Raw genomic sequence first — 16,702 nt, 5'->3', positions numbered from 1 at the left:
CCCTTTGTAGAGTACTAACCGGCGGCTAAGAATGGCTTCGCTATATCCATGCGGATTACAATTCCATCTGGCATGTAGAAGTCATCGAAGCGGTTGCCGGAGAACCGCACGCTTCCGATGCCTGGCATTCTTAAGAATCTGCCCATCCCTCTCATACCTGGGTGATCATCGGCGACGTATTCCGTTGAGCCGACATCAAGCCCCGCCATTTCGTCCGCGTGTGCGGAAATCGTCGCGGCGACAATCCGGTAGAATTCGCGTTTATCGGTGACACCCGACGACGGGACGATCCACAGACGCCACGTATCTGTGTCTTCTTGATGCACCCACATCACAGCACGCGGCTGAACTTTCGTCTCATCGAGCCGACGCACAAGTGCTTGTCCTTGACTCACCAGTACTGCTTGATCCATTTGAGCACTCCATGTTCAGTGTCTGAAATGGCCGCGACGATATACTGGGCTTCGGCCGCAGAGATTACTCGATATCGTGTATCCGGCGACCATTCAGATACGATAGCCCAATTGGCCGCGAAGTCTGAATCGGAATTCTGCGCACCGCTTAGCTCCTTCCGAAGGCCTGCAAGGCTCACAAGTTTCATGAACTCGTGCGAGTAAATATCGCGTATAATCGACTTGTCGGGAATCGTATCTTTCGAAATCTGTTTGGCGATGCAAGCCTTCAAGCCTAGCTCAATGCTGTAACCCGCCAAATAGTAGGCGCTAGACCAGCGGCGGTTCTCAAGGAGTAAGGCGGCATCATCGCATCTAGCTCTTGCTAGGCCATGCAGGTCCGTTCGACGCATCCTCAAACTCCGATGTTCAGAATAAGAGAACACGGAATGGCTGGCAGCGGAACCTCAATGGTTGGCTCAGCCCTTACGCCGGCCGCCGGTGTCCACGGCGCTCAGATCGGCGGGGAGGGTGCCGTCGCACCAGTCGCGGCGCTTGCCGCCTTCGTAGCGGACCACGAGGCCCTCGCGCAGAAGGACGCGGCCGAGATCGGGCTGGCCGGGCACCGACAGCGTCGCCAGCACGCGCCCGAAATATTTGTCGCCGGAAATTCCGGTGAGGGTGACATTGCCCGATCCGATCAGGGCGACCAGACGGTCTCGCGCGATTTCGGCGGCGGCCTTTTCGGCCTCGCAGCGTCCGCGTTTCTCCGGCGCGTCGATCCCCTTCAGTCGCACCGCGACCTGAACCGCCTGCATCGGCCAGACGAAGGCCTCGACCTCGATCGTGTCGCCGTCGCGGACCTTCAGGACGCGCGCCTCCACCGGGCCGGAGATTGCCCGCGGATAGTCGTCGTCATCCGCGCCCGCGGCGCCGGCCGGGGTGGCGAGCAACAGCGCGAAGATACAACTGCAGATGGTTCGACGGGAATGCGTCACGACAACGGCCAACGAATCGGAGACGGTCTTCGGACAATATTCCTATGAAGGTGAGAGATCAAGCGCGCCCCGGAGGAACCCGCCGTCTCGCGCATTTTTGACGCAGCGGAAGATTGAGCGCGGGCTCGCGGTGCGGATGTCTAGGACGATGGGCCCACAATCATCGCGGGAAGCCGTTGCGCGCCGCAGACAAGGACAGAACGGCTGACCGCGGCGCGAATGCGCTCAGAAGTCCGAGATCAGGCCGTTCTTCTCCCAGTCGCCATAGCGGATCGGTTCGGGCCCCTTGGGTCCGTTGATCTCCTTGGCCTGGGATGCTGCGGCCTCCGCATCCGCCTGACGGCGGCGTTCCTCGGCTTCGGCGAGGGCACGGCGGGCGGCGGCCGGCAGTTCGCGCTCGCCCGGCGCGCCATCGCCGGGCGCTGCCGGTACCGGATCCCTCGCCTCGCTGTCGCTCATCGCTCGTCTGCCCCTTGCTGTGGTCGGTGCCATGTTGCGGTTCGTCGCCTTCAGATAAGGGCAGGGACGAAGCCTTGAAACCCTTGCCGGTGTCGCAGCCTGCCCGGGTCGCTGCAGCCGCGGTGGTTTCCCCGCAATATTGAAGCGGAACCCCGCAATCCCCATTTTCCCGGGCGATTGGCGCGGGTGGACCGCGCAGACTCCTTGGTGGTGGAACCTGCGATGAACATGATCAAGACGGCGATGCTCATCGCCTTCATGACCGCCCTCTTCATGGGGCTCGGCTTCATGATCGGCGGCCGCGCCGGCATGATGATCGCCTTCGTCTTCGCGGCCGGTATGAACCTGCTTTCCTACTGGAACTCCGACAAGATGGTGCTGAAGATGCACCATGCGCAGGAGGTCGACGCGCGCAGCGCGCCGGAATATTACCGCATCGTGGAAGGTCTGGCCGGACGGGCCGGCCTGCCGATGCCGAAGGTCTATGTCATCAACAACGCCCAGCCGAACGCCTTCGCCACCGGGCGCAATCCCGAGAACGCGGCGGTGGCTGCGACGACCGGGCTCCTGGAGCGCCTGACGCCGGAAGAGGTCGCCGCCGTCATGGCGCATGAGCTCGCCCATGTGCAGAACCGCGACACGCTGATCATGACGATCACCGCGACGCTGGCCGGTGCGATCTCGATGCTGGGCAATTTCGCCTTCTTCTTCGGCGGCAACCGCGACAACAACAATCCCCTCGGCTTCATCGGCGTGATCGCGGCGATCATCGTCGCGCCGCTGGCCGCGATGATCGTCCAGATGGCGATCAGCCGGACGCGCGAATATGCCGCCGACCGGCGGGGCGCCGAAATCTGTGGTAATCCGGGCTGGCTCGCCTCGGCGCTCGGCAAGATCGCCAGCGCAGCCGGGCGTACGGTGAACCAGGACGCCGAGCGCAATCCGGCGACGGCCCACATGTTCATCATCAATCCCCTGTCAGGCCAGCGCATGGACAATCTCTTCTCCACCCATCCGGACACCGCCAACCGGATCGCGGCACTGAAACAGATGGCGCTGGAGATGGGTGGTGGCGACGGCGGCTTCGTTGCAGCCGCGCCGCAGGCCGGGATCGACCGGACCCGTTCGGGCCCGTGGGGCAGGGGCAATGGCCCCTCCGCCGGCGGCCGCAAGCGGGGACCGTGGGGTTGAGCGCTGGATCGGACGGCCGCAAGACCCGCCGCGGTGGCAATTTCGATGCCTCCCGCTCGGCGCCGCGCAAGCGGCCTTTGCCGGGCAAGGCGCCCCGGCACAATGACGGCGTGGGCAACGGCCCGCGAATTTCCGACGGCGCCGACGGCTTCGTGCCCGATGGCTATTCGGCGAACGATCGCCCCGGCCTCGGCGCCCGGCTGGTGGCAACGAAGCTCCTGTCGGCGATCGTCGATGCCCGCACCTCGGCGGATGGTCTTCTCGATGCGGCCGGCGGGCATCCCGGCTTCCGTGCGCTGGAAGGCCGCGACCAGGGGCTGGTCAAGGCGATCATCCTTTCCGCGCTCAGGTTCCGCGGCACCATCGGCCGTGCCCTCGACGCCTGTCTCGACCGGCCGTTGCCGCCCAACGCAGCAGCGCTGAAGCACATCCTGCATGTCGGCGCGACGCAGATCCTGTTCCTCGACGTGCCGGATTCGGCCGCTGTCGACCTTGCCGTGGCGGCGGCGAATGTGGATTCGCGCAGCCGTCGCTTCGCCGGCATGATCAACGCCGTGCTGCGCCGCCTGTCGCGGGAGAAGGACGCCTTGCGCGAGGTCGCCACGGCGACGGAGAACATGCCGGACTGGCTGGCCGCCCGCATGGTGGCGGCCTACGGGCCCGAGCGCACCGAGGCAATCGCGCGGGCGCATCTGACGCCGGCGCCGCTCGACCTCACCGTCAAGCGCGACCCTGCGGGCTGGGCCGGGAAGCTGGGCGGCGTCGCCCTGCCGAACGGCACCGTGCGGCTTGGCAGCTTCGACGGGCCGGTGACGGCGCTCGAGGGCTTTGCCGAGGGCGAATGGTGGGTACAGGACGCCGCCGCGGCGCTGCCGGCGCAGCTGCTCGGCGATCTGACGGGCAAGCGTGTCGCCGATCTCTGTGCCGCGCCGGGCGGCAAGACGGCGCAGCTGATCGCCGCCGGCGGCGCGGTGACCGCCCTCGACATCAACGCCAACCGGATGAAGCGGCTGAAGGCCAATCTGGCCCGCCTGTCGCTGGAGGCCGAGACCGTGGTGGGCGACCTCGCCGCCTTCGAGCCGGCCGAACCCTTCGACGCCATTCTTCTCGACGCGCCGTGCTCGTCCACCGGCACGATCCGCCGGCATCCGGACGTGCCCTACACCAAGGACGCCGAGGAAATCGCCAAGCTGGCCGGCGTGCAGGCGCGCCTGCTCGGCGAGGCGGTGCGGCTTCTGGCGCCGGGCGGCCGGCTGGTCTTCTCCAATTGCTCGCTGGACCCGGCCGAGGGCGAGGCGATCGTCGCGGCTCTTCTTGCCGATCGTTCGGACATCGTCCGCGATCCGGTGCAGCCGGGGGAGTTGCCGGGCATGGAATTCGCGCTCACCCCGGAGGGCGATCTGCGCACCACGCCGGACATGATGGGCGGTGCCGCGGATGCAGCCGCGACCGGCGGGCTGGACGGCTTCTACGCCGCGCGGCTGAAGCGGATCTGAGCGAGCCGCGCCCGGCCAAAGGGCGCGGTCCCGCTTTCGCCGCAAGTCTTAGCGAAGTTTTTACCACATTCGGAGAAAGTGATGGCTGTTGCGCTGACCCGCTGATCCTGCCCCAATGGGGTCGGAGACGGGTTCCGCGAAGGATATCAACCAGTCGAACGGGCGCGTTGCCCGCAGTGGGGTCCGGGAGTGACGACGAGCTTGGCAGGTCAACCGCTCCTCGCTGTCCTGACGCTACGTGAAGTGTGGCGCCGGGCGCGGCGGCGGCTGCGGACCGGTCCGCTGCACCGCTGGCGTTTCGCCGGTGGCCGCGCCGGCAAGCTTCTGGTCGTGCCGCCCTCGCTGCGCCATGGCGACCCGATGATCGCCGAGGCGATCTATGCCGGCCGTTTCTTCTTCGCCGGACAATTGCTCGAACCCGGCCGCACCTCGATCTTCCAGGCGACGCTGCCGTCGGAAGCCTATGCGGCCGAACTCCACGGTTTCGACTGGCTGCGCCATCACGCCGAGGCCGGTGACGCCCTGGCCGTGCAGAACGCCCGCACCCTCGTCGACGACTGGATCCGCCAGAAGGGCGGCACGCTGGCCGATCCCGCCTTCGAGCCCGCGGTGGCCGCGCGCCGGATGATCGCCTGGCTGAGCCATGCCGACATGCTGCTGGCCGAGGCCGATGCCGGCTTCCACAAGCGCTTTCTGCGCAGCCTGTCGTCGCAGGCCCGCTATCTGCGCTCCGTTGCCCAGGAAGCGCCCGAGGGCACGCCGCGGCTGCAGGTGCGCACGGCGCTCGCCTTCGTCTCGCTCTGCCTGCCGGCGGCCAGCGGCCGCATCAAGATCGCGGCACGGCATCTGGCCGAGGAACTCGACCGCCAGGTGTTTCCCGATGGCGGCCACATCTCGCGCGATCCGGCCGCGCCGGTGGCGATCCTTGCCGATCTGATCCCGCTGCGGCAGACTTATCTGCGCCAGGGCCAGGCGCTGCCCCGCGGCCTGTATTCGGCGATCGACCGGATGCTGCCGGCGGTGCGCTTCTTCCGCCATTCCGACGGCTCGCTGGCGCTGTTCAACGGTTCGGGCGCCTCCGACATCCATCTGATGACGGTGCTGCTGCGCTACGACGAGACGCTGGGCGAGCCGATCACCCATGCACGGCAGTCCGGCTACCACCGGCTGGCCGCAGGCCCGAGTGTCATCGTCGCCGATACCGGCTGCCCGCCGCCGGCGCTGGTCTCGCGCAATGCCCATGCCGGCACGCTGGGCTTCGAGCTCTCCTGCGAGGCGAACCGCATCGTGGTCAATTGCGGCCGCCCGCTGACCGCCGACGCCGAATGGCGCCGCCTGTCTCGCTCGACCGCCGCCCATTCGACGGTGACGCTCGACGATCGCTCGTCGTCGCATTTCGCCCGATCCGAAAGCCTCGACCGGTTTCTCGGCACACCGCTGGTTCCGGGGCCGACGGAGGTCCTGTCGGGCGAACTCGGTGATCCGGTGCGCGGCTTCGAGGCCACCCACAATGGCTATGAGCGCCAGTCCGGCCTGCTGCATCGCCGTCAGATGAGCCTGGCCGAGGACGGCTGGACGGTGGACGGCCACGACAGCTTCCAGCGCAGCGCCACGGTTCGCACCGGCAGCGACGCGGGCAAGGCGACGGCCCGCTTCCACCTGCATCCTTCGGTCAGCGTCGAGGTGATCGGCGACGGCGTCCGGCTGGCGGTGCGCGGGCAGCGCTGGCTGTTCCGGGCCGATGCCCGGGTCGAGATCGAGGATTCGATCTTCTTCGCAGACGCCGGCGGGGCGCGGCGTACGCTGCAACTGGCCGTGCCCTTCGACGCCTACGATCCGGCCGGCATCGCCTGGCGCTTCGAGCGCGAGGCCTGACGGGAACGGGCGCAGCCCGTTTCCCACCGAGGATTGGATGAGGGTGAGACCGGGCGGCCATCACGCCGCGCATGACGGGGCTGGATTGCGCCAGCTCGCTCCCCATCTCCCGGTCATGACCCGGATCGCACTTCTCTCGCTCTGCCTTGCGCTTCTTGCCGGTTGCGGCGGCATGAACCGCGCCGTCGGCGTCCTGCCGAACACGCTGGACGATCTGGAGGCGCGCTCGGCCGCGGCGCGCGCCGCTCCCGACGACATGGTCAATCCCGGCACCGCGGCGACGCCTGCGCCAGTGCGATAGCGGCTCTGACCGCCGACCACCATTGTGGGAAGCGGCGCGGCTGACTATCAGGGGCGGACCCTCCCATCCGTGCCACGCAGGAAAAGTCGATGTCTCTCAAAGCCAATGCCACGCAGGCCCCCGATCGCGTGCGGGTTCGCCGCGCGCTGCTGTCGGTCTTCGACAAGACCGGCCTCGTCGATTTCGCCCGTGAACTGGCGGCGCTCGATGTCGAGCTGGTCTCCACCGGCGGCACCCACCGGGCGCTGAGCGAGGCCGGCCTTGCCGTGCGCGACGTCTCCGAACTGACCGGCTTTCCCGAGATCATGGACGGCCGGGTGAAGACCCTGCATCCGGGCGTCCATGGCGGCCTGCTGGGCATCCGCGACGATGCCGAGCATGCCAAGGCCATGGAGACCCACGGCATTGCCGGCATCGATATGCTGGTCTCCAACCTCTACCCCTTCGAGGAGACGCTGGCCGGCGGCGCCGACACCGCGACGATCGTCGAGAATATCGACATCGGCGGACCGGCGATGATCCGCGCCGGGGCCAAGAACCATGGCTATGTGACCGTGGTGGTCGATCCGGCCGAATACGACACGGTGCTTCAGGCGCTGAAGTCCGCGAATGGCGAGACCGATTTCGCCCTGCGCCAGCGTCTGGCGGCGGCGGCCTATGCCCGCACTGCGGCCTATGACGCGGCGGTCTCGACATGGTTTGCCGGCGTAGTGGGCGATGCAATGCCCCAGCGCGTCAGCGTGTCGGGCACCCTGTCGGAAGCGCTGCGCTACGGCGAGAACCCGCATCAGAGCGCCGGCTTCTACCTGACTGGCGAGAGCCGCGCCGGCGTCGCCACGGCGCGGCAGCTGCAGGGCAAGGCGCTCTCCTACAACAACATCAACGACACCGACGCGGCCTTCGAACTGGTCGGCGAGTTTGATCCGGCCCGCACCGCCGCGGTCGCCATCATCAAGCACGCCAACCCTTGCGGCGTGGCGGAGGGCTCAGACCTTCTCGACGCCTATCGGAAGGCGCTGGCCTGCGACCCGGTCTCGGCCTTCGGCGGCATCGTCGCGCTCAACCGCAAGCTCGACCGGGCGGCGGCGGAAGCGATCGTGCAGGTCTTCACCGAAGTGATCATCGCGCCGGAGGCCGACGAGGACGCCATCGCGATCGTCGCCGGCAAGAAGAACCTGCGCCTGCTCCTGACCGAAGGCCTGCCCGATCCGCGTGCCGCCGGGCGCACGGTCAAGTCGGTCGCCGGCGGCCTGCTCGTCCAGTCGCGCGATGCGGGCGTCGTCGATGATCTCGACCTGAAGGTGGTTACCCGGCGCGCGCCGAGCGAGACCGAGCTGGCCGACCTGAAATTCGCCTTCCGGGTCGCCAAGCACGTCAAGTCCAACGCCATCGTCTATGCCCGTGACCTCGCCACGGTTGGCGTTGGCGCCGGCCAGATGAGCCGGGTGGATTCGGCCCGCATCGCGGCGCGCAAGGCCGAGGATGCGGCGGCGGCTGCCGGCCATGCCGAGCCGCTGACGCGCGGCGCGGTGGTGGCGTCGGACGCCTTCTTCCCCTTCGCCGACGGGCTGCTGTCGGCCGTCGCGGCGGGCGCTACCGCGGTGATCCAGCCGGGCGGTTCCATGCGCGACGACGAAGTCATCAAGGCCGCCGACGACAACGACATCGCCATGGTGATGACCGGCATGCGCCACTTCCGGCACTAGGCCGGTGCCGGCCGGCCTATGCGGCCGGCTGGCGCTCCCCGCCAAGATCCTGGCGCCTGCCGACCGCGCGGGGGCCCGGCGTTCCCAGAAGGATCGCCAGTCCGACGACGAAGAACAGGATCAGCGCCGACATGCCGATGCGCGACGCGGTCGCCGGGTCGGTCAGGCCGGCGGCGACGGCGGTGAAGGCCGCGACGGCCGCCGTGCCGAGGAAGGACGTCGCGCGGCCGGTGAGGGCGTAGAAGCCGAAATAGCGCCCGGCCTCGTCGGCGGTGACCGATTGCGCCAGCCATGAGCGCGACGAGGCCTGGACCGGGCCGAAGGCCAGCCCGATCAGCAGGCCGAAGACGATGTAGCTCTTCTCCGCCGGGGTGGCGAAGAGCCCCGTCGCCTCGGACGGCGCGAAGGTCAAAAGTCCGAACAGGGTCGAATCCGGCGCTGTGGAGATGATCCCGATCGTCGCCGTCATCAGGCAGAGGATCGACGCGACGATGACCGCTTTGGAGCCCAGCCGCGCGTCGAGGATGCTGGCGCCGACGCAGCCGAGAATGGCGGTGACGTTGAGAATGACGCCGAACAGGCCGCTCTCGGTGATCGACCAGCCGAACATGCCGGCGGCGAAGGCGCCGCCGAGAACGAGCAGCGCATTGACGCCGTCCTGGTAGATCATCCGCGCGATCAGAAAGCGGAACAGCGTGCCGCGCACCCGGATCTCGCGATAGGTCGCCTTCAGGTCCTTCAGCCCGTCCCGTGCGGCGACGCGGATCGGCTCGGCCTTCTTGCGGTCCGGGGTCAGCAGGAACATCGGCAGGACGAAGACCAGGTACCAGAGGGCCGAGAGCGGGCCGGTCGCCCGTGCGCCTTCGCCCTCGGCCGGGTCGAGGCCGAACCAGGGCTCGAGGCCGAGCAGGGTCAGGCCGCTCTCTGGCGATCCCGCCAGGAAGGCAAGGGTGACGAACAGGAAGACGATCCCGCCGACATAGCCAAGACCCCAGGCAAGGTTCGAGACCCGCCCGATGGAATCGCGATGGACGAGGCGCGGGATCATGGCGTCGTTGAAGACGATAGAGAATTCCGCCGCCACCATGGCGAAGACGATGAGCGCGGCAGCGAAGATGAGCGGCGTGCCGGGCGCGGCGAACCACAGGAGCAGCAGCGCGAGGATCTTCACGACGGCGAAACTGGCGATCCACGGCTTGCGGGGGCCGGCCCGGTCGGCGATCGAGCCGAGAAAGGGCGACAGGATTGCCACGCAGATGCCGACGAGGGTCACCGCGCCGCTCCACCAGGCCTGGCCGGTGGCCGGATCGGAGGCGAGCTGGGAGACGAAATAGGGCCCGAAGACGAAGGTGATGACGACGGTGAAGAAGGGCTGGGCGGCGAAGTCGAAGGTCATCCAGCCCCAGACGGCGCGCTGGCGCAGCGGGACCCGGTAGGGCAGGCCGGCGACGGTCGGTGCGAGTTCGGTCATCGGTCGGCGCCGCGGCCCGATGCGTCGCGCACGGCGGGTGCTCCGCCGCGCCGGGCAACGACCTCCACCGGGTCGCCGCGGCGGATCATGGCCGGGCCGCGGGGCACCGCGTTCCAGCCGAACAGCACGCCGGGCACGCGCGGCGTCGCCGAGAACCGGATACGGCGCAGGGCGTCCATCGGCTGGGAGCCAGCCACAGTGCCGGTCGTCTGGTCCACGGTGGTGACGACGCAGCGGGCGCAGGGTTTGACCAGATCGATCACCGCCTCGCCGACGCGGATGGTCGCCCAGTCGTCTTCGGCCCAGGCCTCGGCGCCGTCGATGACGAGGTTCGGCCGGAAGCGGCTCATCGGCACGGCGTCCCCGTCCTGGCGGACGATGTCCCCATTTAGCGCGCGCAGCGAGGCCGGATTGGCGATCAGCAGCGGGAAGCCATCGGCAAAGGCAACGGGCGGAACACCGTCGGTGCTCTCCGGCGCCCAGGCCGGATCGATATGGCGCGCATCCGTCCGGTCGAGATGGACGAGCCGGACCGGCCGCTGCAGCCATTGCGACAGCGCCGTATTGGTGGCCTCGTCGGCGAGGGCGGCATCGACCGTGTCGCCCCAGATGGTGACGGTCAGCCGGTCGTCGCCCTCGGGTATGGGAACGAAGCGCTCGCCGATTTCCTCGTAGGACAGGATCAGCCCGTCGACATCCGGCTGGGCATCAAGCAGGGCCAGCGGCGGATGTTCGCGCTGGGAAAGGAACCGGCCCGTCTCGTCGACCAGCATCCAGCGGCGGTCGCCCTCCAGGCCCCACACCTCCAGTGCATTTTCGTCGCGTTCGATCGACCGCCCGGCTTTCACCGGATGGATATGGATGGATCCGAGTTCCATCACTCCCCCTTATTCGCTGGGCGTGACATCCGAAAGATGCCATCCCCCACGACGTCCCCCACGTGCTATTCTGTCAGCGGATCAATCAGGATTCCACAAAGGATACGATCATGGCCAAGGGTCAGATGCGCGGCAACAAGGAAGTCCGAAAGCCGAAGGCGGACAAGACGAAGGCAGCGGTGCCAGTGACGGTGCCCGGCAAGTTCGCGGCGGCCCGCCCCGACGCCAAGAAGGGCTGAGGCCCGGCCAAGCCCCTCCTGCGCCGGCCAGCAATGCTGGCCGGCCACCGGCCGTCCTCGCGCGGCACTTCCATTTCCCCCTCTGCCCGGCGTCTAGCCGGCCAGATCCGACAACAGGCCCGCGGCGACCGTCAGCCGCGCGACCGAGGTGCCGCCCGATCCGGCGAGGGCGCCGATCTGTCCCCCGATCCGCTCCACCGCCGTCCGCCGGCTTTCCGCCCAGGCTGCGGCCGGGTCATCCTCCGTGCCGAAGTTCCGCAGGGCTGTCGCCGTCAGCTTGCGTCGGGCACCGGCGATCTGGCTGCCCGCCCGCTCCAGCGCCAGCGTCTCGTAGTAATCGTCCGTCTGCAACGCGAACAGCGCCGCTTCGAGCCGGCCAATTTCGAACTGCCGGGTGATGCCGAAATAGCAGCCGATCGTCGCTTCGAGTCCCGTCGATGTTTCACGTGAGACAGAGGCGATGTCCGGCACCAGCGAGAGGAGCGGCAGCAGTGCGATCGCCTCGGCGACGTCCTCCGGCACGCCCTTCTCGACGAAAGCCTCGGCGCGCGACTGGGCTTCCGCCCGGCCGGCCTCGGTGGCCAGCTCGACGAGCTGCGGCTTGAGCTTGTCCAGCGCGTCGCGGCTGGCGACGACCGCGCCGGTCAGGCCGCCCTCGAAACTCTCGTTCTGGACATACCAGCGGGTCGTGCGGATCAGGAACCGGCCGATCTCCGCATAGAGCGCGTTCTGGGTCTCGCCATGCAGCGTGCCGTCCAGCGCGTCCACCCGTTCGTAGAGCGAGCGTACGTCGAGACCGTCGCGTGCGGCAATGAAGGCCTGGACGATCTGGGCCGGCGAGGCACCGGAGGATTCACGCAGCACCGTGACGAAGGTCGGGCCGGTGCGGTTGACCACCTCGTTGGCCAGCACCGTCGAGATGATCTCGCGGCCGAGGCGATGGCCCTCGATGTCCCGCGCGAAGTCCCGCTGCATCGGCACCGGGAAATAGTCGTTCAGCCGGTCTTCCAGATACGGGTCGTCCGGCAGGTCGCTGGCGACGAGCTGGTCGAACAGGGTGATCTTGGCATAGGCGATCAGCACCGCGATCTCGGGCCGGGTGAGGCCCCGACCGGTCGCCCGCAGATCGGCGATGGCGGCTTCCGACGGCAGCGTCTCGACCGCCCGGTCGAGCTCGCCGGCATCTTCCAGAACGCTCATGAAGCGGGCCTGCAGGGCAAGCGCCGACGCTCCGGCCCGCTCTTCCAGCGACAGGGCCAGCGTCTGTTCGTAATTGTTGGCGAGGACGAGTTCGGCGACCTCGTCGGTCATGTCGGCCAAAAGCGCGTTGCGCTCCTCGCGGGTCAGGCGACCCGATTCCATCGCGCTCTTCAGGGCGATCTTGATGTTCACCTCGACGTCGGAGGTGTTCACGCCGGCCGAATTGTCGATGGCGTCGGAATTGATCCGTCCGCCGCCGGCCGCGAACTCGATGCGGCCACGCTGGGTGACGCCGAGATTGGCGCCCTCGCCGACGACCCTGGCCCGGACTTCGGCGGCGGCAACGCGCACTGGATCGTTGGCGCGGTCACCGACATCGGCGTTGGATTCGTTGCCGGCGCGCACATAGGTGCCGATGCCGCCGAACCAGAGCAGGTCGGCCGGCGCCTTGAGGATCGCACTGATGATCTCGGCCGGCGTGCCCGACCGCTTGTCCCAGCCGATCGCGTCGGCCGCTTCCTGGGACAGATGCACCATCTTGTCGCGCCGCGAGAACACCCCGCCGCCCTGCGAGATCGCCGCGCGATCATAGTCGTTCCAGGACGAGCGCGGCGTCTCGAACAGCCGCTGGCGCTCGGCAAAGGAGGTCGCCGGGTCCGGATCGGGGTCGATGAAGATGTCGCGGTGGTCGAAGGCCGCGATCAGCCGCGTCGTCTTCGACAGGAGCATGCCGTTGCCGAAGACGTCGCCCGACATGTCGCCGCAACCGACCACGGTGAAGGGCTCCGACTGGATGTCGCGGTCCATCTCGCGGAAGTGGCGCTTGACCGCCTCCCAGGCGCCGCGCGCGGTGATGCCCATGGCCTTGTGGTCGTAGCCGGCCGAGCCGCCGCTGGCGAAGGCGTCGTCGAGCCAGAACTCGTTCGACTGGGCGATGGCGTTGGCGGTGTCGGAGAAGGTCGCCGTGCCCTTGTCGGCGGCGACGACGAAATAGGGATCGTCGCCGTCATAGCGGGTGACGTTGGGTGGTGTGACCACATCCTCGCCGACGATGTTGTCGGTGATCGACAGGAGCGAAGCGATGAAGACGACATAGGCCGAGCGGCCGGCGGCGAACCAGGCGTCGCGGTCGGACGGGTCGGGCAGGCGCTTGGGGTAGAAGCCGCCCTTGGCGCCGACCGGCACGATCACGGCGTTCTTGACCTGCTGCGCCTTGACTAGACCCAGCACCTCGGTGCGGTAGTCCTGCGCCCGGTCCGACCAGCGCAGTCCGCCGCGGGCGACCGGGCCGAAGCGCAGATGCACGCCCTCGACGCGGGCGTCGAAGACGAAGATCTCGCGATAGGGGACCGGGGCGGGCAGGCCCTCGACGGCGGCGGATTCGAACTTGAAGGCGAGCGCCGGGGCGACCGCTCCGGGTTCGGAAACCGGCTCGGCGGAGATGCCGTCGACAGCGTAGTAATTGGTCCGCAGCGTGGCGAGGATGGCGCCCATGAAGCGCCGCACGATGCGGTCGTCATCGATGGAATCGACGTCTTCCAGCGCTTCGCAGATCGCCGCATGGATCTCGCCGGCGCCCCGCATCTGGGCGCGGCGGGCCTGCCGCGCATCCGGCTCGCTCTCGCCGTCTTCCAATGCCGCATCGGTTTCGGCCGGGGCCGGGCGCTCGGGATCGAAGCTCGCCGCGAAGAGATCCCACAGAAGGCGGGCGATCTGTGGCTGGCGCATCAGGGCGGCGCCGAGATAGTCGGGCGAATAGGCAAGGCCCGTCTGGCGCAGATAACGCGAATAGGCGCGCAGCACATTGGCCTGGCGCAGATCCAGCCCGGCCTCCAGCACCAGCGCGTTGAAGCCGTCATTCTCGATGCGGCCGGTCCAGACATTGGCGAAGGTCGCTTCCAGCGCGGCGCCGTCGTCGCCGAGCGCGATGTCGCCGCCGCGGCTGCGTTTCAGGTCCATGTCGTGGATATGCACCGTCTCGCCATCGGGCCGCACGATCCGGTAGGTGCGCTCCGAGACGGCGGAGAAGCCCATATTCTCGAGGATCGGCACGCGGGTCGAGAGCGCGAGGGCCGCGCCCAGATGATAGATCTTCAGCCGCAGGAGGTCGGGCGCATCGTTTTCGCGGCGATGGAAGGTGACGCGCACCTCGTCGCCTTCTGAGAGCGCCATGATGATCCCGGCGTCGTCCACGGCCTCGGTCGGCGAGACCACGTCGCGATAGCTCTCCGGCAGGCCCGGAGCGAGGCGGCCGTATTCGCCGGCATGGCCGGCGGCCGACAGGGCGGCGGTGAACTCGTCCTCCCAGTTCTTGGCCATCTCGACGACACGCGCTTCCAGCTGCGCCGTGTCGACCTCGGGCGTGGTGCCGCCGGCGCGTCCGATGATGAAGTGGACGCGGGCGAGCGGGCCTTCCGGGAAGGCCGGGTAATAGGCCGAGACATGGCCGTCATAGGCCTCGGCAAGCATCAGGCCGATCCGCTCGCGCAGGCGGGAATCGTAGCGCTCGCGCGGCACGAAGACGAGGATGGAGACGAAGCGGTGGAAGCGGTCGACGCGCGACAGGATCTTCACCCGCGGCCGTTCGCCGAGCTCCACGATGGTCGAGGCGTAGCGCTCCAGCAGCGCCACGTCGATCTGGAAGACCTCGTCGCGGGAATAGGATTCCAGCGCGTTGAGCAGCGCCTTGGCCGAGTGCGAACCGGGGCGCAGGCCCGAGCGGCTGATCACCGTTTCGGCCTTCAGCCGCAGATAGGGAATGGTCAGGATCGAGCGGGTGTAGGCGCTGGAGGTGAACAGGCCGACGATGCGCAATTCGCCGACGAAATTGCCGTCGGCGTCGAACTGCTTGACCCCGACATAGTCCATATAGGCGCGGCGATGGACCAGTGAGCGCGCATTGGCCTTGGTGACGATCAGCGGGGTCGGCGCTTCCAGGAAGGCGCGGATCTCCGGCGTCGTCGTCATGCGGCGGCCGGGCCGGCCGAGAATGCGCACGTCGGGATCGGCCAGGATGCCGAGCCCGGCATCGTCGCGCCGTTCCAGCGCCTCGCCCTCGCTGCCGGGCAGATAGTCGTATTCGCGGCAGCCGAGGAAGATGAAATTGTCGTCGCGCAGCCATTCGAGCAGCCGGGCGGCTTCCTCGAAGGTGGTCTTCAGATCCGCGTCGTCGAGGCGCGAGGCCTGGCGGCGCAGCGCCTCGACGGATTCGCTGGCGCGGTTGCGCATGGCATCGAAATCGGCGTTGGCGTTGGCGACCTGGCCGAGGATCGCCTCGAGCCGGGACTTGAGCGCCGTATTCGCGTCGCCGTCGCCCAGGGGATCGACGGCGAACTGGATCAAGCTGGTCCGGTCGGCTTCGCCCAGCACCATGTCGCGGGGATGGGAGGCCGAGAAGCTGGTGACCTCGCCGGCCGCGCCGCGCAGCACGTCGAGGATCGGGTGGGAGATGTAGCGAATGCCGACGGCGGAATCGGCGATCTCGGCGGTCACCGAATCGAACAGGAACGGCATGTCGTCGCTGACGACGGTGATCAGTTCCAGCTTGCGCCCGTCGCGCAGGACGAAGCCGTCCGGCTGTTCGATGCGCACCAGATGCGCGCCCCGGCGGTGATCGCACAGCGCCTCGAAGCCGGCGCGGGCCGCCAGCGCCAGTGCCTCGGGCGTGAACTCGGCCAGATCCTCGGCCGGCGGGCGGGCAAAGAGCAGCGGGGCGAGGGTGGCTTCGGCGCCATCCTCCCCGATGGCCGCCTCGATCGCCGACAGGATCTCCGTCTTGGTCGTTGCGGGATGGTCCATGGGGTGCCCTCCGATGCGACTGCTTGTCGTGTCCGACACCCTATCATAGGAATCCCGCCACGACCTTCGAGGGCAAGTGGTGTCCCGGGCGTCGCTGGAACGTGGGAGGAAGCATGACGCAGCAACAGGACAGGCCCGTGACATCACTCGGCCTGGCGGTGGCCGAGCCCCTGTCGGAGCGCACCCAAGCGTTCTTCGCCAAATGCCAGGACAAGCTCGGCCTCGTGCCGAACGTCCTCCTCGCCTACGCCTTCGACGAGCGCAAGCTGGAGGCGTTCTCCACCTTCTACAACGATCTGATGCTGGGCGAGAGCGAACTGTCGAAGCTCGACCGCGAGATCATCGCCGTCGTCGTCTCCTCGATCAATCACTGCCATTACTGCCTCACCGCCCATGGCGCCGCCGTGCGCCAGCTCTCCGGCGATCCCGGCTTCGGCGAGGCGATCGCCCAGAACTGGCGGGCCGCCGGGCTCGACGACCAGCGCGCCGCGATGCTGGATTTCGTCGTCCAACTCACCGAGCGGCCGGACACGATCGTCGAAGCGGACCGGCAGGCGCTGCGCGATGCGGGCTATTCCAACCGGGGCATCTTCGACATCGCCGCGGTCGCCGCCTTCTTCGCCATGTCCAACCGAGTCGCCTCGGCCACCGACATGCGCCCCAATGACGAATACCACGCCATGGCGCGGTAGCGCGGG

The 16,702-nt window shown here is 68.1% G+C and carries 14 protein-coding genes; 7 read left to right on the top strand and 7 right to left on the bottom strand.

Going from position 1 to position 16,702, the window contains the following annotated elements:
• Positions 1-14: 14 nt before the first annotated feature.
• The 4 genes from ACEQX1_RS10485 to ACEQX1_RS10470 all read right to left on the bottom strand — a co-directional run bounded on the left by ACEQX1_RS10485 (position 15) and on the right by ACEQX1_RS10470 (position 1,849).
• A complete protein-coding gene (locus tag ACEQX1_RS10485) occupies positions 15-413 on the bottom strand; it encodes a hypothetical protein (RefSeq protein ID WP_370194493.1) in 399 nt (132 codons plus the stop codon).
• The gene (locus tag ACEQX1_RS10480) at positions 392-805 is read right to left on the bottom strand and encodes a hypothetical protein (RefSeq protein ID WP_370194492.1); all 414 of its coding nucleotides are present in this window, start codon (positions 803-805) and stop codon (positions 392-394) included. Before ACEQX1_RS10480 ends, ACEQX1_RS10485 begins: the two co-directional genes overlap by 22 nt.
• A 66-nt stretch (positions 806-871) precedes the next feature.
• The gene (locus ACEQX1_RS10475; RefSeq protein ID WP_370194491.1) at positions 872-1,390 is read right to left on the bottom strand and encodes a thermonuclease family protein; all 519 of its coding nucleotides are present in this window, start codon (positions 1,388-1,390) and stop codon (positions 872-874) included.
• Positions 1,391-1,615: 225 nt separating this feature from the next.
• Positions 1,616-1,849 (bottom strand): DUF1674 domain-containing protein, encoded by a 234-nt coding sequence (locus tag ACEQX1_RS10470; RefSeq protein ID WP_370194501.1) that lies wholly within the window; start codon positions 1,847-1,849, stop codon positions 1,616-1,618.
• A 222-nt stretch (positions 1,850-2,071) separates the two neighbouring features.
• Here ACEQX1_RS10470 and htpX point away from each other — a divergent pair, with 222 nt between their 5' ends.
• The 5 genes from htpX (at position 2,072) to purH (ending at position 8,418) form a co-directional block, all read left to right on the top strand.
• Positions 2,072-3,040, top strand: coding sequence for a zinc metalloprotease HtpX (htpX, locus tag ACEQX1_RS10465; RefSeq protein ID WP_370194490.1), 969 nt, complete (start codon positions 2,072-2,074; stop codon positions 3,038-3,040).
• Between the two features lie 77 nt (positions 3,041-3,117).
• Positions 3,118-4,536 carry an RsmB/NOP family class I SAM-dependent RNA methyltransferase gene (locus tag ACEQX1_RS10460; RefSeq protein ID WP_370194500.1) on the top strand — a complete coding sequence of 473 codons (1,419 nt, stop codon included), beginning with the start codon at positions 3,118-3,120 and terminating at the stop codon, positions 4,534-4,536.
• 201 nt (positions 4,537-4,737) lie between these two features.
• The gene (locus ACEQX1_RS10455; RefSeq protein ID WP_370194489.1) at positions 4,738-6,411 is read left to right on the top strand and encodes a heparinase II/III family protein; all 1,674 of its coding nucleotides are present in this window, start codon (positions 4,738-4,740) and stop codon (positions 6,409-6,411) included.
• Between the two features lie 37 nt (positions 6,412-6,448).
• The gene (locus ACEQX1_RS10450) at positions 6,449-6,712 is read left to right on the top strand and encodes a hypothetical protein (RefSeq protein ID WP_370194488.1); all 264 of its coding nucleotides are present in this window, start codon (positions 6,449-6,451) and stop codon (positions 6,710-6,712) included.
• 89 nt (positions 6,713-6,801) lie between these two features.
• Positions 6,802-8,418 carry a bifunctional phosphoribosylaminoimidazolecarboxamide formyltransferase/IMP cyclohydrolase gene (gene purH, locus ACEQX1_RS10445; RefSeq protein ID WP_370196811.1) on the top strand — a complete coding sequence of 539 codons (1,617 nt, stop codon included), beginning with the start codon at positions 6,802-6,804 and terminating at the stop codon, positions 8,416-8,418.
• 16 nt (positions 8,419-8,434) lie between these two features.
• Here purH and ACEQX1_RS10440 read toward each other — a convergent pair whose 3' ends face one another.
• Together ACEQX1_RS10440 and ACEQX1_RS10435 are read right to left on the bottom strand one after the other, a co-directional pair.
• The gene (locus tag ACEQX1_RS10440; RefSeq protein WP_370194486.1) at positions 8,435-9,889 is read right to left on the bottom strand and encodes an MFS transporter; all 1,455 of its coding nucleotides are present in this window, start codon (positions 9,887-9,889) and stop codon (positions 8,435-8,437) included.
• On the bottom strand, positions 9,886-10,767 hold the full coding sequence (locus ACEQX1_RS10435; RefSeq protein ID WP_370196810.1) for an MOSC domain-containing protein: 882 nt from the start codon (positions 10,765-10,767) through the stop codon (positions 9,886-9,888). The genes ACEQX1_RS10440 and ACEQX1_RS10435 overlap by 4 nt, the downstream gene beginning before the upstream one ends.
• Before the next feature lie 110 nt (positions 10,768-10,877).
• Here ACEQX1_RS10435 and ACEQX1_RS10430 point away from each other — a divergent pair, with 110 nt between their 5' ends.
• Positions 10,878-11,006: a hypothetical protein gene (locus tag ACEQX1_RS10430; RefSeq protein ID WP_277022717.1), complete on the top strand. Its 129-nt coding sequence runs from the start codon at positions 10,878-10,880 to the stop codon at positions 11,004-11,006.
• A gap of 93 nt (positions 11,007-11,099) precedes the next feature.
• Here ACEQX1_RS10430 and ACEQX1_RS10425 read toward each other — a convergent pair whose 3' ends face one another.
• A complete protein-coding gene (locus tag ACEQX1_RS10425) occupies positions 11,100-16,004 on the bottom strand; it encodes an NAD-glutamate dehydrogenase (protein ID WP_370196809.1) in 4,905 nt (1,634 codons plus the stop codon).
• A gap of 113 nt (positions 16,005-16,117) precedes the next feature.
• Between ACEQX1_RS10425 and ACEQX1_RS10420 the strand changes: the two genes are divergently transcribed.
• A complete protein-coding gene (locus ACEQX1_RS10420; RefSeq protein WP_370196808.1) occupies positions 16,118-16,696 on the top strand; it encodes a peroxidase-related enzyme in 579 nt (192 codons plus the stop codon).
• Positions 16,697-16,702 lie beyond the last annotated feature (6 nt).

The sequence above is a fragment of the Aurantimonas sp. genome, assembly GCF_964217435.1.
GTDB lineage: Bacteria > Pseudomonadota > Alphaproteobacteria > Rhizobiales > Rhizobiaceae > Aurantimonas > Aurantimonas coralicida.
Note: the sequence above shows the minus strand (reverse complement) of the source record. Positions and strands in the feature narration are given on the sequence as shown.

Bases quoted from the DNA above. Each gene is read 5' to 3' on its own strand.
- ACEQX1_RS10485 (WP_370194493.1), bottom strand. From the start codon at position 413: ATGGATCAAGCAGTACTGGTGAGTCAAGGACAAGCACTTGTGCGTCGG.
- ACEQX1_RS10440 (WP_370194486.1), bottom strand. From the start codon at position 9,889: ATGACCGAACTCGCACCGACCGTCGCCGGCCTGCCCTACCGGGTCCCG.
- ACEQX1_RS10420 (WP_370196808.1), top strand. From the start codon at position 16,118: ATGACGCAGCAACAGGACAGGCCCGTGACATCACTCGGCCTGGCGGTG.
- ACEQX1_RS10480 (WP_370194492.1), bottom strand. From the start codon at position 805: ATGCGTCGAACGGACCTGCATGGCCTAGCAAGAGCTAGATGCGATGAT.
- ACEQX1_RS10435 (WP_370196810.1), bottom strand. From the start codon at position 10,767: ATGGAACTCGGATCCATCCATATCCATCCGGTGAAAGCCGGGCGGTCG.
- ACEQX1_RS10430 (WP_277022717.1), top strand. From the start codon at position 10,878: ATGGCCAAGGGTCAGATGCGCGGCAACAAGGAAGTCCGAAAGCCGAAG.
- ACEQX1_RS10425 (WP_370196809.1), bottom strand. From the start codon at position 16,004: ATGGACCATCCCGCAACGACCAAGACGGAGATCCTGTCGGCGATCGAG.
- ACEQX1_RS10470 (WP_370194501.1), bottom strand. From the start codon at position 1,849: ATGAGCGACAGCGAGGCGAGGGATCCGGTACCGGCAGCGCCCGGCGAT.
- purH (WP_370196811.1), top strand. From the start codon at position 6,802: ATGTCTCTCAAAGCCAATGCCACGCAGGCCCCCGATCGCGTGCGGGTT.
- ACEQX1_RS10450 (WP_370194488.1), top strand. From the start codon at position 6,449: ATGAGGGTGAGACCGGGCGGCCATCACGCCGCGCATGACGGGGCTGGA.
- htpX (WP_370194490.1), top strand. From the start codon at position 2,072: ATGAACATGATCAAGACGGCGATGCTCATCGCCTTCATGACCGCCCTC.